Source organism: Streptomyces sp. NBC_00250 (assembly GCF_036192275.1).
In the GTDB taxonomy this organism is placed as follows: Bacteria; Actinomycetota; Actinomycetes; order Streptomycetales; family Streptomycetaceae; genus Streptomyces.
On the sequence record NZ_CP108088.1, the window covers coordinates 8,471,111 to 8,487,462 of the forward strand.

General features: G+C 70.9%; 17 protein-coding genes. 6 read left to right on the forward strand and 11 right to left on the reverse strand.

Features of this window, described 5'->3' with window-relative positions; all coding sequences use genetic code 11:
• Positions 1 to 180: 180 nt before the first annotated feature.
• Together OG259_RS38175 and OG259_RS38180 are read left to right on the forward strand one after the other, a co-directional pair.
• Positions 181 to 2,019, forward strand: coding sequence for an APC family permease (locus tag OG259_RS38175; protein WP_328946432.1), 1,839 nt, complete (start codon positions 181 to 183; stop codon positions 2,017 to 2,019).
• Between the two features lie 132 nt (positions 2,020 to 2,151).
• Positions 2,152 to 2,907, forward strand: a complete 756-nt coding sequence (locus OG259_RS38180; RefSeq protein WP_328946433.1) for a DUF4118 domain-containing protein — start codon at positions 2,152 to 2,154, stop codon at positions 2,905 to 2,907.
• Here OG259_RS38180 and OG259_RS38185 read toward each other — a convergent pair.
• The 5 genes from OG259_RS38185 to OG259_RS38205 form a co-directional block, all read right to left on the reverse strand.
• Positions 2,885 to 3,421: a hypothetical protein gene (locus OG259_RS38185; RefSeq protein WP_328946434.1), complete on the reverse strand. Its 537-nt coding sequence runs from the start codon at positions 3,419 to 3,421 to the stop codon at positions 2,885 to 2,887. The two genes, OG259_RS38180 and OG259_RS38185, sit on opposite strands and share 23 nt — an antisense overlap.
• A gap of 74 nt (positions 3,422 to 3,495) precedes the next feature.
• Positions 3,496 to 3,711 (reverse strand): GNAT family N-acetyltransferase, encoded by a 216-nt coding sequence (locus OG259_RS38190; RefSeq protein WP_328946435.1) that lies wholly within the window; start codon positions 3,709 to 3,711, stop codon positions 3,496 to 3,498.
• Positions 3,712 to 3,837: 126 nt separating this feature from the next.
• Positions 3,838 to 4,623 (reverse strand): ABC transporter permease, encoded by a 786-nt coding sequence (locus OG259_RS38195; RefSeq protein WP_328946436.1) that lies wholly within the window; start codon positions 4,621 to 4,623, stop codon positions 3,838 to 3,840.
• Positions 4,620 to 5,570 carry an ATP-binding cassette domain-containing protein gene (locus OG259_RS38200; RefSeq protein WP_328946437.1) on the reverse strand — a complete coding sequence of 317 codons (951 nt, stop codon included), beginning with the start codon at positions 5,568 to 5,570 and terminating at the stop codon, positions 4,620 to 4,622. The genes OG259_RS38195 and OG259_RS38200 overlap by 4 nt, the downstream gene beginning before the upstream one ends.
• A gap of 42 nt (positions 5,571 to 5,612) precedes the next feature.
• Complete coding sequence (locus tag OG259_RS38205; RefSeq protein ID WP_328946438.1) at positions 5,613 to 6,278, reverse strand: DUF4097 family beta strand repeat-containing protein; 666 nt, start codon at positions 6,276 to 6,278, stop codon at positions 5,613 to 5,615.
• 830 nt (positions 6,279 to 7,108) lie between these two features.
• On the opposite strand from OG259_RS38205, the gene OG259_RS38210 reads away from it, so the two are divergent.
• Positions 7,109 to 7,984 carry an alpha/beta fold hydrolase gene (locus OG259_RS38210; RefSeq protein WP_328946439.1) on the forward strand — a complete coding sequence of 292 codons (876 nt, stop codon included), beginning with the start codon at positions 7,109 to 7,111 and terminating at the stop codon, positions 7,982 to 7,984.
• A gap of 243 nt (positions 7,985 to 8,227) precedes the next feature.
• Here OG259_RS38210 and OG259_RS38215 read toward each other — a convergent pair whose 3' ends face one another.
• On the reverse strand, positions 8,228 to 8,668 hold the full coding sequence (locus OG259_RS38215) for a phage tail protein (protein ID WP_328946440.1): 441 nt from the start codon (positions 8,666 to 8,668) through the stop codon (positions 8,228 to 8,230).
• Between the two features lie 398 nt (positions 8,669 to 9,066).
• On the opposite strand from OG259_RS38215, the gene OG259_RS38220 reads away from it, so the two are divergent.
• Complete coding sequence (locus OG259_RS38220; RefSeq protein ID WP_328946441.1) at positions 9,067 to 9,576, forward strand: universal stress protein; 510 nt, start codon at positions 9,067 to 9,069, stop codon at positions 9,574 to 9,576.
• Positions 9,577 to 9,663: 87 nt separating this feature from the next.
• Here OG259_RS38220 and OG259_RS38225 read toward each other — a convergent pair whose 3' ends face one another.
• Together OG259_RS38225 and OG259_RS38230 are read right to left on the reverse strand one after the other, a co-directional pair.
• Positions 9,664 to 11,436: a SulP family inorganic anion transporter gene (locus OG259_RS38225; protein ID WP_328947297.1), complete on the reverse strand. Its 1,773-nt coding sequence runs from the start codon at positions 11,434 to 11,436 to the stop codon at positions 9,664 to 9,666.
• Positions 11,437 to 11,634: 198 nt separating this feature from the next.
• Entirely contained in the window at positions 11,635 to 11,964 is a 330-nt protein-coding gene (locus tag OG259_RS38230; RefSeq protein ID WP_328946442.1) for a three-helix bundle dimerization domain-containing protein, read from the reverse strand.
• Between the two features lie 625 nt (positions 11,965 to 12,589).
• On the opposite strand from OG259_RS38230, the gene OG259_RS38235 reads away from it, so the two are divergent.
• Positions 12,590 to 13,045 (forward strand): Hsp20/alpha crystallin family protein, encoded by a 456-nt coding sequence (locus OG259_RS38235; protein WP_328946443.1) that lies wholly within the window; start codon positions 12,590 to 12,592, stop codon positions 13,043 to 13,045.
• Complete coding sequence (locus tag OG259_RS38240; protein ID WP_328946444.1) at positions 13,042 to 13,545, forward strand: flavodoxin domain-containing protein; 504 nt, start codon at positions 13,042 to 13,044, stop codon at positions 13,543 to 13,545. The genes OG259_RS38235 and OG259_RS38240 overlap by 4 nt, the downstream gene beginning before the upstream one ends.
• Before the next feature lie 276 nt (positions 13,546 to 13,821).
• On the opposite strand, the gene OG259_RS38245 is transcribed toward OG259_RS38240, so the two are convergent.
• From OG259_RS38245 to OG259_RS38255, 3 genes are all read right to left on the reverse strand, one after another.
• Complete coding sequence (locus OG259_RS38245) at positions 13,822 to 14,475, reverse strand: CBS domain-containing protein (protein ID WP_328946445.1); 654 nt, start codon at positions 14,473 to 14,475, stop codon at positions 13,822 to 13,824.
• Positions 14,476 to 14,485: 10 nt separating this feature from the next.
• Complete coding sequence (locus OG259_RS38250; protein WP_328946446.1) at positions 14,486 to 14,695, reverse strand: hypothetical protein; 210 nt, start codon at positions 14,693 to 14,695, stop codon at positions 14,486 to 14,488.
• Between the two features lie 94 nt (positions 14,696 to 14,789).
• Positions 14,790 to 16,217, reverse strand: a complete 1,428-nt coding sequence (locus OG259_RS38255; protein ID WP_328946447.1) for an MBL fold metallo-hydrolase — start codon at positions 16,215 to 16,217, stop codon at positions 14,790 to 14,792.
• Positions 16,218 to 16,352: the final 135 nt, after the last annotated feature.

Sequence of the window (16,352 nt, forward strand, 5' to 3'; positions counted from 1 at the left end):
CCACGGCACGACCGTAGCCCGCTGGCCCCATCGGATGCTCGATGACCGCAGTCCTGAGCTCCGGTGTCAAAAGCGTGTGAAGAGAGAGGCCCCCGGCGCAAAGAACGCGCCAGGAAGTGCGGGAACCACGCCGGCCGGGGGACACCCTGAGCGGACCTGAGTGCGAAGGAGACCACCCGCATGTCCGCTCTGACCACCGAGAACGGGGCCACGCCCGTCGCCGAGGAGCCCCCGGATACCGGCGCGCGGCACAAGCTGACCGCCGTCACCGGGCTTGCCGCGCTGTCGCTGGACGCGATGGCTTCGGTGGCGTACGGCCCCGAGGCCATCGTCCTCGTGCTCGCAGCGGCCGGCGGGTACGGCCTCGGATTCACGCTCCCCGTCACACTGGCCATCGCGGGCCTGCTGGCCGTCCTCGTGGCTTCGTACCGGCAGGTCATCGCCGCCTTCCCGGACGGCGGCGGCTCCTACGCGGTCGCCAAGACGCACCTCGGCCGCCGCACCAGCCTCGTGGCCGCCGGTTCCCTGGTCCTGGACTACGTCCTGAACGTGGCGGTGGCCGTGACGGCCGGAGTCGCCGCCCTCACGTCGGCGGTCCCCGAGCTCTACGGGGACCGCTTGTGGGTCTGCCTCGCGGTACTCGTCCTGATCACGGCGGTGAACTTGCGCGGGATCGTCGACTCGGCGCGCGCGTTCATCCTCCCGACCGCCGTGTTCATCGGCGCGATCCTCGTACTGATCGTCGTCGGCCTCTTCCGCGACGCGCCGGTCTCCACGGCCGCCTCGGACGGTCACGCCTCCGTCCTCGCCGACAACGCCACCACCGTGGGTGCCCTGCTGCTGCTCAAGGCGTTCGCCTCGGGCTGCTCGGCACTCACCGGCGTGGAGGCGATAGCGAACGCGGTGCCGTCGTTCCGCGCTCCCGCCGCCCGCCGGGCCATGCGCGCCGAGGTAGCGCTGGGCGCGCTGCTCGGCGTCATGCTGATCGGCCTGTCCGTGCTGATCTCCCGTTTCGGGCTCCAGCCGGTCGAGGGCGTCACCGTCCTCGCGCAGCTCGCCGACGCCTCTCTCGGTCACAACTGGGCTTTCTATGTTGTTCAGTTCGCCACGATGGTGCTGCTCGCGCTGTCCGCGAACACGTCGTTCGGCGGTCTACCGGTTCTTCTGAAGCTGCTGGCCCGTGACAACTATCTGCCGCACGTCTTCGGCCTGAAGGCGGACCGCCAGGTCCACCGTCACGGTGTCGTCTGGCTGGCTGTCGTCTCCGCCGCCTTGCTGGTGTTCTCCGGCGGCGACACCAACACCCTGGTGCCGCTCTTCGCGATCGGAGTCTTCGTCGGCTTCACCATCGCCCAGACCGGCATGGTCCTCCACTGGCGCCGCGAACGCGGACCCAGGTGGATGGCTAAGTCCCTGCTCAATGGTCTCGGCGCGGTCCTCACCGGTGTCTCCGCAGTCGTCGTGACAGCCACCAAGTTCCACGACGGTGCCTGGCTGATCGTGATCGCGCTGCCCGTCCTCGTCCTCGCCTTCGAGGCTGTCCACCGGGCGTACGGCCGGATCGGCGAGCGTCTCGGCGTCGGCCGGATCCCGGAGACCCCGCACCGCGAACGCTCCCTCGTCCTGGTGCCCGTCTCCTCCCTGACCCGCGTCACCAGCGAGGCCCTCACGGCCGCCGTCTCCCTCGGCGACGAGGTCCGGGCCCTCACGGTCTGCCACTCGGACGCCGAGGACCTGGCGGCCACCGAGGCCCTCGAACGCGACTGGGCCCTGTGGAACCCGGGCGTTCCTCTCGTACGACTCCGCTCCGAGCGCCGCTCCCTCGGCCGGCCCATCACGGCGTACGTGCGCGACCTGGGGACGACGGAACCCGGCACCCGGGTCACCGTCCTCATCCCGGAGGCCGAACCCGAGCGCCTGTGGCTGCGCGCCCTGCAGAACCAGCGGGGCGCGGTCGTCGCCCACGCCGTGCGCCGCGACACGGACGCCGTCGTCTGCCGGCTCCGCTTCCGCTGCTGACCGCGACCACGTCCTCGGAATCCGTCGTCAGAGATCCGTCAAGGACTCCTCCGCCCGGTGCCCTCCACGCCGCACCGGGCGGAGGCTTGACGTGTAGGGGGCAGAGGGGGGCTGGATCCTGCGAGGTGGGTCATGAGGATTCCGCTTCGGGACACGGCCGCCGTCGCCGCCGGAGTCCTGGCACCGTTCGCCGCGGCGCTCGTGCTGCTGCCGCTGCGGACCTCCGTCACGCACACCAATGCCGCGCTGCTGCTCGTCGTCGTGGTCGTCGCCGTGTCGGCCTTCGGCAACCGCTTCGCCGGCGCACTCGCAGCCTTGTCTGCGGCGGCGTGGTTCGACTTCTTCCTCACCGCGCCGTACCAGAGCTTCCACATCCAGGAGCGCGCCGACATCGAGACGGCGGTCCTGCTCCTGCTCGTCGGCCTGATCGCGTCCCAACTGGCCGCATACGGACGAACGATGAAGCGCGTGGCCGTCACGGACGCCACGCACCTGGAGCGACTGCACGGCACCACCCGGCTGGCCCGCGTCAGTACGTCGTCCGACGACGTCGTCCGACGGGTGCGGGAGGAGCTGATGGAGGTGCTTGAGCTGAGGTCCTGCCGTTTCGAGTACGGCACGCTCATCGGGCGTCCGCCACGGCTCGACCCGGACGGGACGGTGAAGGTGGCCGACTGGATCTGGGACCTGGAGCGGCAGGGCTGGCCGGACGGTGAGATCGAACTGCGCGCGATCGTGCACGGCCGCTATCAGGGCCGCTTCATGCTGACCCCCGAACCAGGCTCCGCACCCCCGCCGTTGGAGGCACGCCTGGTCGCCGCGGATCTGGCCGCTCAGGCCGCCGCCGCGCTGGACGACGACAGCGTCAGTGCAGGCCCGAGATCGTGAAGACCGAGTGGGCGGTGTCCCGTTCGACGCGGTGGGCGAGCCGGCCGAGATCCCGCACGCCGGCCTTCAGGGTGCCGTTCTCCCGGGAGGTCCTCGCATCCGCTTCCAGGAGCAGCCAGAGTGGCGGGTTGGCGAGGAGGACGCGCAGTTCGACCTGGGCCCGGCCGCCCTCCGTATCGGTCAGCACGAGACGCTGCTCGATGCCGTCCGGCCAGCGGAGGGCGGCGAGCCGGTCGGTGCGCACGGTCGTCCGGGTCCACAGCGTCCGGACGGTCAGGCTGCCCGGCGCCGCGACGACCTTGGCGGGCAGCAGGACGACGAAGAGGATGACAGCCAGGCCGATCCACAGCAGCGTCGCGGGCAGGTTCAGACCGCCGTCGCAGGCGTCCACGGTCAGCGACACGGCCAGGAGCAGCCCGGCGCATCCGGTGGCGGACCGGGCATGGCCGGCCCACTCGCGATCCTGGACCGTGCGGTCCCCCGACTCCGGTTGCAGGGTGAATCGTGGCTCCATGGAACGGACGCTAGAGCTGCTGCGTAACCCTGCCGGTCCGTCCTGGCGAGCTTCCTACGCGGCGTCGGCCACTTTTACGCGTGGCTGATGGGCCCGGCCACATGGTGGACGTATTCGTGGGTCAGCCGGAAGTCGGCGGTCCAGGCGAGCAGGCGGCTCGGGCGGTTGTCGCGGGAGCAGCTCCAGCTGGCGCGGTGGCCGCGGGCCGCGATGTCGGCGGTCAGTCCGGCGACGCAGGCCAGGGCCAGGTGTCGGCGGCGTTCGTCGGGCGCTGTGGCGCAGGCGACCACCTGAGGCCCATGATCCGGCGAGGACGGGAACGCGGACGAGGGCGGCGTACGCCGACGTGGTGTCGGGTCACGCCGCCCTCGGGCGGGATGGGCTACGGGCGTCGGCCCGTGTGTTCATGTTCCGGGTCACTTGGGGTCGCGGTTGAACACCGCCTTGGACCAGAAGTAGCCGAGGGTGGCGAGGGCGAGGCACCAGGCGAGGGCGAGCCAGCCGTTGTGGCCGATCTCGGTGCCCAGGAGCAGGCCTCGGAGGGTTTCGATGGCGGGGGTGAAGGGCTGGTACTGGGCGATGGGCTGGAACCAGCCGGGCATCTGGTCGACGGGGACGAAGGTGCTGGAGATGAGCGGGAGGAAGATCAGCGGCATCGCGTTGTTGCTGGCGGCCTCGGCGTTCGGGCTGACCATGCCCATGCCGACGGCGATCCAGGTCAGGGCGAGGGCGAAGAGAACCAGGAGGCCGAAGGCCGCCAGCCACTCGACCGCGGTGGCGTCGGTGGAGCGGAAGCCGATCGCCACGCCGACGGCGCCGACGAGGACGACGCTGATCACGGACTGGATGACGCTGCCGATGACGTGGCCGGTGATGACGGAGCCGCGGTGGATGGCCATGGTCCGGAAGCGGGCGATGATGCCCTCGGTCATGTCGGTGGAGACGGAGACCGCCGTGCCGATCGTGGTCGAGCCGATGGTCATGAGGAGGAGGCCGGGGACGAGGTAGGCGATGTAGTCGGAGCGGTCGCCGCCGCCGATGCCCGCGCTCATCGTGTCGCCGAAGATGTAGACGAACAGCAGCAGGAGCATGATCGGGGTGAGCAGCAGGTTCAGGGTGAGGGAGGGGTAGCGCCGGGCGCGCAGGAGGTTGCGGCGCAGCATGGTGGACGTGTCGCGGGCGGCGAGCGAGAGCGAGCTCATCGGACGGACTCCTTGGACTGGGTGGGGACGGTGGCGGTGAGGGCGAAGAAGACGTCGTCCAGGTCGGGGGTGTGGACCGTGAGTTCGTCGGCTTCGATGCCGGCCGTGTCCAGCCGGTCGAGGATGGTGCGCAGTTCGCGCTGGCTGCCGTCGCTCGGCAGTTGCAGTGCCAGGGCCTCGTCGTCGCGGGTCGCATCCGTGAGGGTGGATGCGGCGCTCTGATACGCGGTCGGGTCGGAGAACCGGAGGCGGATGTGCCCGCCGGGGATCAGGCGCTTGAGTTCCTCCGCCGTTCCCTCGGCGGCGATCTTGCCGTTGTTGAGGACGGCGATGCGGTCGGCGAGCTGGTCGGCCTCCTCCAGGTACTGGGTGGTGAGGAAGACCGTCACCCCGCCGGTGACGAGTTCGCGGATGATCTGCCACATGTTGTGGCGGGAGCGGGGGTCCAGGCCGGTGGTCGGCTCGTCGAGGAAGATGATCCTGGGGTTGCCGACCAGAGTCATCGCGATGTCCAGGCGGCGCTTCATGCCGCCGGAGTAGGTCGACGCGGGCTTCCTCGCCGCCTCGGTCAGGTCGAAACGCTCCAGGAGTTCGGCGGTGACCCGGCGGCCCTCCTTCTTGGACAGGCGGTTCAGGTCCGCCATCAGGAGCATGTTCTCCTCGCCGGTGATCAGACCGTCGACGGCCGAGAACTGGCCGGTGACACCGATCGCGGCGCGCACGGCCTGCGGGGCGGTGGCGAGTTCGTGGCCCGCCACCGTCACCTGGCCGGCGTCGGCGGTGATGAGCGTGGACAGGATCTTCACGGCGGTGGTCTTGCCCGCGCCGTTCGGGCCGAGGAGGGCGAAGACCGAGCCTTCGGGGACGGTCAGGTCGATGCCGTCGAGGACGGTCTTGTCGCCGTAGGACTTGCGCAGCCCGTTCGCTGCGATGGCCTGGGTGGTCATGTGAGGTGCTCCTTCGGGGGCTGCGCGTCGGGCGGGATGGCGTTACAGGCTGCGGGCGGTGATGTCGCCGTAGGCGGTGGTGGCGCGGATGGTCAGGGCGGGAGTGCCGTCGTTCTTCAGGGAGTTGGTGACGCGGCCGTAGACGGTGCCGGCGTCGAGGGTGGCGGAGACGCCGGTGGCGGCGCCGACGGTGATGTCGCCCTTCTGGGTGGTCAGGGCGAGCGTGCCGCGGGTGGCCTCGGTGATGCGGATGTCGCCGCGGGCGGCGGTGATCTCGGCGGAGCCGGTGAGGCGGCCGACCTGGACGTCGCCGTCGGTGGCGGTGAGGGTCAGGTTCGCGGCCTCCTCGATCGTGATCTCCCCGTACGCGCCCTGGAAGGTGACGTCGCCGAGGCGTCCGACGGAGCGGAGTTCGGTGGCGGCGGCCTGGGCCTCGACGCGGGATCCGGCGGGGAGCTGGACCGTCACCTCGATGGAGCCGGTGTTGCCGAGGACGTTGTTCTTCGGCTTGGGGACCTCGATGCGCAGGACGCCGTCGGTGTAGGTGACTTCGGTCTGCTCGGCCGTCTTGACGTCGCGGCTCTTGGAGGGGTCGGCGGGGAGGATCTCGACGGTGGTGTCGGCGCGGTCGGCGGCGATGAGGCGGATGCGTCCGGCGGGGACGGCGAGGGTGGTGACGATGGCGGTGGCGGTGTCGAACTTCTGCATGGCGCTTACTCCTTCTTCATAGCGGGCGGTTGTTCGCCTCGCTGTTTCCGATGAAGGAAAAGCTACGTTGCGTTCGAAGCTCCGGCAAGCACTTCATCGCGTGAAAATGCTATTGCCGCAGGCCAGTTGCAGGATTTCATTGCAATGGTTCTGGATCTAACGCAACAGCACTCCAGTGATGCGTTGCAATGGAATGGAGGTGAACGCTATGGCGAGGCTGTCGCGGACGCGAAATGCGTACATCTACAGGGTCATCGGCCTCCCGGAGGGGCGCGAGCCGATCCGGTGAGAGGAGGCGCGCCGAAGCGGCCCCGGCCGCCCCGCCGCTGAAGGCCCCTCGACTACCTATCGTTGAGCGATCCGGCCGAGCGCATGAGCATGGTGCAGATGTCGCCGTCCGTGTAGGTGTCCGGGGGTCATCAAATCGTCGTCAGGATGGTGGTGCTGACTGTCCCCGCGCTGTCCGCACCCCATAGCCTGCGAGCCGTGGGTACTTCTCGCCGCCGGTACCTCCGGCCTTCCCCCCTGGCAGCGCCGTTCGCCGTCCTGTTTGCCGCCGGATACTCGTGGAGTCGGCGGGCTCGCCGGTACGACGGAGAGTTCGAGACGTCACCACGTCCCCGCTCGCTCATCGAGACGAGCACCGTCCACCGGCTGGTGCCTGACGCGCAGGCCGGACGTGAGGGAGCGGGCAGCCGCGCCTGGGACGGCCGAGGGGAGCCGAACCGATCCGAGGTTCTGTCGACCTTCGTCCGCGACACCCTTGACGGGGCTCGTCCGCCCTTCATCAGGCCCCGCGACAACGCCGGCCGGGACTGCGAGGCGGCGCGATGAGCCGCGACGTCGAGGGGACGGGTTCGATCTACCGCACCGTTGCCGGACGGGAACACATCCGCCGATGGTGCCTCGCGCAGCTGGAGGCCTGGCCGGTGGCGCACGGCCGGATGACCGTCACCGCCATGGGCGCGGAGACCCATCTGGTCACCGCCGGCAGTGGCGCGACGACCGTGGTGTTCGTCCCGGGCACCAACTTCAACGCCGCGGCCTCCCTGCCTCTCGCCGGCGCCCTGGTCGACGCGGGACACCGCGTCGTGCTCGTGGACGTTCCGGGGCAGCCGGGTCTCAGTTCAGGTGAACGAGGGCTCTCAGGCGGCCGGTTGTCCTGGTACGGCGCATGGCTGAGCGTCGTCGTCGAGCACGCCTGCGCCGGGCCCGTCGTGGTGATGGGCCACTCCTTCGGTGCCGCGATCGCCCTCTCCAGCGCCTCGCCGCGCATCGACCGCCTCGTCCTGGCCTCCCCCGGCGGCCTCACGAAACTGCGACTGACGCCCGGAGTCCTGGCCGCCTCCGCCGCATGGTTCCTGCGGCCGGCCCCGGCGCACAGCGCCCGGCTCCTGAGAGCCATGCACGGTCCGGGCCACCTGCCGCGCGGGGCACTGGTCGAGTGGATGACGCTCGTCTCCCGACATGCCCGCTCCAGCGGAGCACCCGGCGCGGCAGAGCTTCCGGCGCGGCCCGTTCCCCGGCTGGTCGTCAACGGGTCGCACGACGTCTTCCTGCCGCTGAACCGACTCCGCCCGGCGGCACGCACCAGGCTCGGCATCGACCTGGACGTCGTCGACGGCGCCGGGCATCTCGTGGTCGAGGAGCATCCCGCGGCGCTGGCCGCCCTGGTCGGCGGCCGATGGCCCCACGCTGACGGGTGAGAGCGGCGGGGTGAGGGAGGTGAGGCGGCGATGACCGGAGAAGCGGGGGTCGTCGCGGCGGCGTTCCTCGGACTACCGGCGGCGGTGAGCCGGGCCGGACGCGAGGCCCGTCTGGTGTCGTGATCACGCTGGACCTGCGAGGTCCACCGGTTCCCGCCGCGAACCCGCTACGGCAAACGGGCCCACGTCGCCGTAGTCCACCTGTGGCTTCGACCGTGATCCGCCGGGAGCAGAAGCCGACCGCTACTCGACGGTGATGTCTTCGTAGGTGATCGTCACCTGTTCCGTGGCGACCCCGGACTCGCCGCCTCCCAGCTGCGGCCCCTCCCAACGGGACGCCCAGGCATTGCTGAGGTGAATGCGGCGGACGGTCTGCTTCTTCGCATCCTTCAACGCGATGGTGATGTTCTGTCGCGCGGCGTCGAGGTCGGCGTTGACCAGGGTGGCCTTGATCCAGTCGGTGAACGCGGTGCTCTTGTCCATGCCGCGGGTGATCGTGATCTCACCGGTCTTGCGCGCCCCCGGCTGCTTGCGAATGAGCAGTTCCCCGGTCGGTGAGACCTGCCGGACCTCCACCACGTCCTGCTCCAGCTGAAGTCCCGAGACGCTCTGGACGGTCTCGACCTGGAACTTGCCCAACTCGATGGCGAAGGTGCTGCTGCTGAAGCTGTCACCGGTCAACACGATGTATGCCTCCCACTGCTCATCGCTGAATGGCCGACGGTCGTCTCCTCCGGCCGCTTGCGTGTGCCTAACGCCATGATCGGTAGGAGGTCACGTGATTCGCCGTACACGCGCTCGGTCCTGCGGATTCTCCTTGTGGCCTCGCCGCCGGCGGCATTGCGGCGATCACCCGTGGCCGGGTGTGCGGACCGTGGACACGCGGCCGTGAGCGCGCCCTCGCCGGCTCACAGTCGCGTAAGTACTGCGTCAGAGCCACGTACGGCGACGTCAGAATCGCGTCAGTGGAACCGCCCCGGCCTCCCTCCCCACGGCGTAATGGGTGCCGTGCCGAACGCCGAATTGCGGAAGGCGCGGAAATACCGCGGGGAGCGCCGCGACGCGAAACGAAGGGGGAGGCAGTGCCGAAGATAGTGGTCGGAGTGAGCGGGAGCCTCGGCTGCCTGGCGGCTTTGCACCGGGCCGCTGCCGAGGCCAGGCTGCGCCGGGCGGAGCTGTGGGCCGTCCTGGCCTGGGAGACGCCCGGCGGAGAACTCGGCGGCCGCTACTCCGCTCACGTCTCGGCCGTGGCCCAATGCCGTGCGACGGCCGGCGACCGGCTGCGCGAGGCGCTCGACACCGCGTTCGGGCCCGTGCGACCGGAGATCCCGGTCCAGGGCGTCACGGTCTGGGGCAGCCCGGGCGCGGCGCTCGTCGATGTCGCACAGGACCCCGACGACCTCCTGGTGGTGGGCACCGGAGCCCGCGGCCCCCTGCGCCGCCTGGTCCACCGCTCTGTCGCCCGGTACTGCCAGACCCACGCGGTCTGCCCCGTGCTGGCCGTGCCGCCGTCCCCGCTCCTCGCCACGTACGACACGACCCACCGCCGCAACCTCTGGCACATGCCGCTCGACCCACGCGAGGTCGTCTGACCCACTTGGTCTGTGGCTTTGTCGGCGACCTCGACACAAGGGGGCCGGTAGCTGCGGTGGCCGAGTCACCTGGGCCGGGTCGGGCGGTCACTTCCCGTCGGGGGACGCGGGACCAGCGGCCCCGGGGCCGGGCTCACCGGGCGGTTCGGTCGTGGTGAGCGACGTCCATCGCGCTCCGGTGCGCAGGCGGAAGGCGGTGACGGCGGCCTCCACGGTGGGGAAGAAGTGACGGGGGTCGATGGTGCGGGTGAGCCCGTACCGCTCGATCTTGCGCCGGACGGGGTCCTTGAGCTCGGCGAATACGAGGTGCACGTCGTCCGCGTTGAGCGCCTCGTCGAGCTCTTCCAGGATGTCGGCGGCGGTGGTGTCCACGTCCGTCATGGGCTCCGCCGCGACCACGATCCAGCTCGGCCGCGGATCCGCCCCGGCCAGCCGCCTGACCTCGTCCCGGAAGGTCTTCGCGTTGGCGAAGAAGAGCGGGGCGTCGAACCGGTAGATCACCAGGCCCGGCAACTGCTGGGCCTGCGGATAGGAACGGATGTCGTGGTAGCCCTCCAGGCCGTGCACCCGCCCCAGTACGGTGTCGTACGGCCACCAGGCGCGCCGGAAGACGTTGAGCACGGACAGGGCCACGGCGATGGCGATCCCGGGCAGCACGCCGAGCAGTGCCACTCCGGCGAAGGCGGCGAAGCACAGCAGGAACTCCGCCCGGCGCTGGTGCCACAGCCGTACGGCTCCCGGTACGTCGGCCAGGGACAGCGACGCGGTGATGACCACGGCGGCCAGGGCCGGCTGGGGGAGGTTGCGGAACAGGCCCGGAGCCAGCACGAGCATGAGGACGATGAGCGCCGCTCCGACGACCCCGGTCAGCTGGCTCCTGGCCCCCGCCCGCTCCGCCACCGCCGTACGGGACCCGCTCGTGCTGACGGGGAAGCCCTGGAAGAGAGCGGCCGCCAGGTTGGCCGCACCGACCCCCGCCATCTCCTGGTTGCCGCGGACCTCCTGCCCCGTACGGGCCGCGAAGGCCGACGCGTTGGAGATGGTGTCGGCGAGGGACACCAGGGCGATGCCCGCCGCACCGCCGAGCAGCGGTGCGACGTCGGCGAGCCGCACATCGGGGATCGTGAACGGCGGGAAGCCCTCGGGCAGCACCCCGACCAGGTTGACGCCGTGCTCGTCGAGGTCGAAGACCGCGGCCACGGCGATCGCCAGGACCACCATCACGAGCACCGCGGGGACCTTCGGCAGGAAGCGCTGCAGGACCAGGATCAGGGCGATACCACCGATGCCGACCGCCGCGGCCGCCGGCACCGCCGCCCCGTCGGCGATCTCCCGGACGAGGCCGACGCACTCGCCGATCAGGTTGTCCGCCTCGACCTTGAAGCCCAGTAGCTTGGGGAGCTGACCGATCAGAATGGTCAGGGCCAGGCCGTTCATGTAGCCGATCATCGTCGGTTTGGAGACCAGGTCGGCGATGAAGCCGAGCTTCGCCACCGAGGCAAGGATCATGATGCCCGCCACCATGAGCGCGAGCATCGACGCCAGCGCCACGGCCCGGTCGGGATCCCCGTCGGCCGCCACCAGGGGCAGCACGGTGGAGGCGATCATCGGCCCCAGCGAGGAATCCGGGCCCAGCACCAGGATCCGGGAGGGCCCGAACACCGCGTAGCCGAGCAGGCAGAGGATCGTCGTGTACAGGCCGGTGATCGCCGGCAGGCCCGCCAGCTCGGCGTACGCCATGCCCTGCGGCACCAGCAGCGTGGTGAGGACGACCCCCGCGACGAGGTCCTTGGCCAGCCACTCGCGCCGGTAGGCGGAGACTGCGCGGATGCCGGGCACTCCCCGGAAGCGGGAGGGCATCCCCCGGCCGTCGGGCCGAGTGGTCACGAGCCCGCCTTCCTCACGTGGCTCTCGACCGGCGGGCCACCAGCCCGGGCCGCACGCCCAGCGGCTCGATGAACTCCGCGATGCGTTCGGCTCTCCTGTCCGACATCACATCAACCCTTCTCCGGTCAGGCGGGCACGGCGCACCTCGGCGCCGACGACAGCGGCGGTCCGTCACTCGCCGCCCAAGGGCACGGGAGCACTCGCGGACTCCACGACTCGCTCGCGCCCCTCCCGGCCGGGAGGGGCGCGGTACGAGGCGAGCGCCTTGCGGGACCGGCGTTCGACCAGGATCGGGAGGTAGGCCCTGACCCTGGCCTGGCGGAACGAGTCCCACGCGGTTCTGACCGTCGCCTCGACGACGACCGTGTCGACCAAGGGGAACGACGCCCTCAGCCGCGCCGTGATGTCCCTGATCGACGAGGACTCGTCCTGAGAGTCGAGTGGCAGCCCGCCCAGCCACCCAGGGGCGCCACCGTCGCGGAGTCGACCACCGACGCCCACGGCTTCCTCCGTACGGTCGTCGGGCGGTGACGGACTGCCGTACGGCGCGTGGCCGAAACGAGATCCGTCGGTTCCCTGTTCCTCAAGCACGTGAACGGCCTCGTCTCGTACCGCGCTCAGGAACGTCCCGGATTCCAGGTCCCATGACGTACAGACTGCGACCCGCCCATTCCGACATCGTGAGAGAGCCTCCTCCAGGTCATTCTCTGCTCGACCCCACAAGATCGCCCCCTGAGCCAGGGGCCGTCCCGCCGGGTGCCGTTGGCCCCGGCTGCGGGCGGGTGCCGCGCCCGACTCTCGGCCGATCCTCGGGGTCGCGATGGCCGCGTGGCCGTACGAAGCGGATGGCGTCCACCTGTGACGGAAGCGAATCGGCAGGCCCCTGGGGCGGCTTCCCCGAAGGAGCCCTTCATCAGCCCGTTCCGCTACGAGCCCCTTGGGCGACGCCTTGCGCAGGGCCGACCGGTCCCTTCCCGGAGCGGACCGTTCGGCCCTCCTCGGCGGCCCCGTTGGGCACTCCACCGTGCGAGGGCACGGCGGAAGAGTGGGTTACGGAGTCGGACCCGGCTCCTTGACCGGTCCGCGGGACCACACGAGTCCCAGGACCACGGACCAGGAGGGAACGATGTCCGGAGGCAAGGTGGAACGCAGGCGCAGCCTCTTCCCCGACTTCAACGACCTGTTCAACAGCGAGTTCCCCGGACTGCCCGGATGGCGCCCCGCCACGGCCGCCCACTCCATCCCGGTGGAGATGTCCACCGGCGACGGCGGGTGCGTGCTGCGAGCAGAGCTGCCCGGGATGGACCCGGAGGACATCACCATCACGGTCGACGACGACCTCGTCACGGTGCGTGCGGAGCGCGGCGAGAGCGAGCAGGACAAGGAGCATTCGGAGTTCCGCTACGGAGCGTTCCGCAGGACCGTGCGCCTCCCGGCGACGATTCCGGCAGACGGTGTCGACGCCTCGTACAAGGACGGCGTTCTCACCGTCCGCGTCCCCATGCCCGACGAGGCCGGCAAGAGCGGGCGGACCATCCAGGTGAAGCGGGGCGACAGCGCCTCCCAGGGAGAGACGTCATGAATCCGAAGCGCGTTCTCGTCGCCTACGGCAGCAAGCACGGTGCGACCGCCGGAATCGCCGACGAGATCGGCCGGACGCTGCAGGCCGACGGTATCGACGCGGTCGTCGTGCCGGCCGAGGCCGTCACCGACGTCAGCGTTTACGACGGAGTCGTCCTCGGCGGCGCCCTCTACGCCGGGCACTGGAACGGCAAGGCGCGCCGGTGCGCCCGGCGCAACGCCGCACAGCTGCGGGACCGGCCCGTCTGGCTGTTCAGCAGCGGTCCCGTGGACGGTTCGGCCGAGCAAGGTGACGTTCCGCCTGTCCCCGGTGTGGCCCGTCGTATGAAGAAGCTCGGCGCGAGGGAGCACGTCACCTTCGGTGGCTCCATGACCGCCGAGACACCCGGTCCGATCGCCCGTGCCCTGGTCCGGCAGGGGAAAGGTGGGGACTTCCGCAACCCGGAGCGCATCCGGGCCTGGGCGCACCACATCGGAACCGAACTCGTCGCCGCCCGCTGAGCGGGGGCCTCGGCCGCCCAGGCGGCCCACCCGGAGGCGCGACATGGCCCACCGTGGGCCGGCCCTGTCCGGGAGCGAAGCCGTGGGGCGGGCAGTGGCCGTGGGGCGGGCAGTGTGGGAGCACCCGGAGCGCGTCCGTCGGTCCGGGTGCTGTCCAGGTGGTTGCTCACCGACTCAGGTCGGTGGTGGTCACCTGGGACACGCTGTGAACCTGCGCGGCCGGTTCGCGCCTCGCACGGGGACGGCATGGCACGCCTATACCTCGGCGTCGCACGCCTACACCTCGGCGTCGGCGGTGAGCTCGCACCGTACGTCCACCACGCCTTCGACCGCTCGCGCCAGACGTGCCGCGACGGGGACCAGGGAACTGTCGCGGACCCGTCCGGACAGGGTCACGACGCCCTCCTCGACATGGACGTCGATCCGGTGGTGAGAGGCGGGGAACAGATGCTCGACGACGTCGTGGCGGACCTCGGCCGCGAGGCCCTCGTCCGGACGGAGGAACACCTTCAGGAGGTCGGACCGGCTCACGATCCCCCGGATCGTGCCGTGTGTGTCGACGACCGGCAGTCGTTTCACACCGTGGGCGGCCATCAGGCGGGCGGCCTGCGGCAGCGCGGCGTCGGGGGCGACGGTGATCGCGGGCGAGGTCATCAGATCCGCCGCCCGTCGGGAGCCGGCCTTCGCCGTCGCGCCGAGCCGCCTCATCTGCTCGATGAGTCCGAGGCGGTGGTCGTGGAACTCCTCCTTGAGGAGCAGGTCCGCCTCGGAGACCACTCCCACGACACGGCCCTCGCCCTCGACCACCGGTAGGGCCGTCACCTTCCACCGCTCCATCGCGGCGACGATCTCCTTGAACTCCGCGCCGGGCCGCACGGCGACGACCTTTGTGGTCATCACATCGGCGACGGTGAACGGCCGGGTGGTCATGGTTGTCTCCTCACCGGGCGCAGGTCGGGGGTTCCGCGTTCGTCCGCGTCGCCGCGACGGTGTCGCACCGCCTCCTGGCGGCCCGCAGCAAGCGGTCGGCGTGCTGCGGCTCGCGGAAGACGCGCGTTCCCGCGGGGAACGCGGCGGGGCGGGCGTGTTCGAGGAGCCGGTCGCGGGCCTCGGGAGCGACTTCGTCCAGCGGGGTCCGCGTGGTGCTCATGGTGTCCTCCAGCTCTTCTCCCACAGGCTCCCGCGCGTCGGGTTGCCGACGGCAGGGCCGCGCAGGCCAAACCGAGGGGGCCGAAGGGCCTGGGTCAGCGGACCAGGACGGCTTCTCCGGAGCGGGGCACGACGGCCGTCCAGCCCAGCTCGTGGTCGATGCGGTCGCGCAGGGCCTCGGAGGCGGCCGGTTCGCCGTGCACGAGGTAGGTGGTGTGCGGGGGAGGAGCGCCGCGCAGCCAGTCGACGATCTGGCCGGCGTCGGCGTGGGCCGAGAAATGCGGGACGTCGGCGACCTCGGCCCGTACGGGCACGTACTCGCCGAACATCTTCAGCACCCGCGTCCCGTCCACCAGGTCCCGCGCCCGGGTGCCGGCCGCGGCGAAGCCGATCACGACCACGGCGTTGCGCGGGTCGGGAAGGATCCGGTGCAGGTGGTGCAGGACGCGGCCGCCGGTGGCCATGCCGGCCGAGGAGACGATGACGGCGGGGCCGTGCGTGTTGTTGATGTCGATCGACTCCTGCACCGTTCGCGCCGCCTGGAACGGTTCGGGACTCAGAGCCGCTGCGCCTTGGGCCAGGATCTCCGGGCGCAGCTCCGCCGAACGCTCGGCCACCGCGTCCTGGTAGACGTCGAGGGCAGCCAGGGCCATGGGGCTGTCCACGTAGACGGGGACCGACCGGGGCAGGACGCCGGTCGTGCGCAACCGGGTCAGTTCGTGCAGGACGACCTCGGTGCGGTCGATCGCGAAGGAAGGGATCACGACGGTGCCGCCCCTGGTCACGGTCCGCTCGATCACGGCGGCGAACTCTGACCGGGCGGACTCCTGGTCGTGCCGTCGGTCGCCGTACGTGGACTCCATGAGCAGCACGTCGGCGCCGGAGAACGGCTCCGGGGGCAGCAGCAATGGGTGCCCTGGTCGGCCCAGGTCCCCGGAGGCGGCCAGGGTATGCCCGTCCTCCAAGGTCAGGTGCGCCCACGCCGACCCGAGGATGTGCCCGCCGCGGTGGAGCCTCAACCGGGTGCCGGCCATGATCTCCACGTCCTCGCCCACGGCGATCCGGTCGAAGAACGCCAGCGTCTTCTCCACGTCGGAGTCGTCGTACAGAGGCTTGGCCGGGCGGTGCCGCGACCAGCCGTGCTCGTTGGCGTGCCGGGCGGCCTCCACCTGGAGCCGTGCGCTGTCGCGGAGCACGATCCCGGCGAGCCGGGCGGTGTGTGCGCTGGACAGGATCGGTCCCCGGAAGCCCTGCCGGACCAGGCGGGGCAGGTAGCCGCAGTGGTCCAGGTGAGCGTGGGTGACGACCACGGCGTGAATGTCGGCGGCGTCGCGGGCGAACCGCTCCCAGTTGCGGCGCCGCAGGTCCGCGAAGCCCTGGAACAGACCGCAGTCGAGGAGGATCCGCGCGTGGTCGCTCTCGATGAGGAACTTGCTGCCGGTGACCGTGCCCACACCGCCCAGAAAACTCAGCAGAGCAGGTCGCGAGCGGGTGGGGGCTGGGTTCGGGGCTGCCTCGGACATGGCCGGCCCTCCTTCGGAACGTGATCCGGACTCCACGTTCGCACCGGTGGCGGCCGGGTCCCCAGGGCCCGACCGGTCCCTCCTCTGGGCCGATCGGCACATGCGTGGTTGTGGGCCGGCGGCCGAGCCTGGTCG

Coding starts and splice junctions, on each gene's coding strand:
- OG259_RS38225 (WP_328947297.1), bottom strand. CDS start 11,436: ATGCCCTCCCGCTTCCGGGGAGTGCCCGGCATCCGCGCAGTCTCCGCC.
- OG259_RS38235 (WP_328946443.1), top strand. CDS start 12,590: ATGTCCGGAGGCAAGGTGGAACGCAGGCGCAGCCTCTTCCCCGACTTC.
- OG259_RS38245 (WP_328946445.1), bottom strand. CDS start 14,475: ATGACCACCCGGCCGTTCACCGTCGCCGATGTGATGACCACAAAGGTC.
- OG259_RS38250 (WP_328946446.1), bottom strand. CDS start 14,695: ATGAGCACCACGCGGACCCCGCTGGACGAAGTCGCTCCCGAGGCCCGC.
- OG259_RS38205 (WP_328946438.1), bottom strand. CDS start 6,278: ATGCAGAAGTTCGACACCGCCACCGCCATCGTCACCACCCTCGCCGTC.
- OG259_RS38185 (WP_328946434.1), bottom strand. CDS start 3,421: ATGGAGCCACGATTCACCCTGCAACCGGAGTCGGGGGACCGCACGGTC.
- OG259_RS38200 (WP_328946437.1), bottom strand. CDS start 5,570: ATGACCACCCAGGCCATCGCAGCGAACGGGCTGCGCAAGTCCTACGGC.
- OG259_RS38210 (WP_328946439.1), top strand. CDS start 7,109: ATGAGCCGCGACGTCGAGGGGACGGGTTCGATCTACCGCACCGTTGCC.
- OG259_RS38240 (WP_328946444.1), top strand. CDS start 13,042: ATGAATCCGAAGCGCGTTCTCGTCGCCTACGGCAGCAAGCACGGTGCG.
- OG259_RS38180 (WP_328946433.1), top strand. CDS start 2,152: ATGAGGATTCCGCTTCGGGACACGGCCGCCGTCGCCGCCGGAGTCCTG.
- OG259_RS38255 (WP_328946447.1), bottom strand. CDS start 16,217: ATGTCCGAGGCAGCCCCGAACCCAGCCCCCACCCGCTCGCGACCTGCT.
- OG259_RS38195 (WP_328946436.1), bottom strand. CDS start 4,623: ATGAGCTCGCTCTCGCTCGCCGCCCGCGACACGTCCACCATGCTGCGC.
- OG259_RS38175 (WP_328946432.1), top strand. CDS start 181: ATGTCCGCTCTGACCACCGAGAACGGGGCCACGCCCGTCGCCGAGGAG.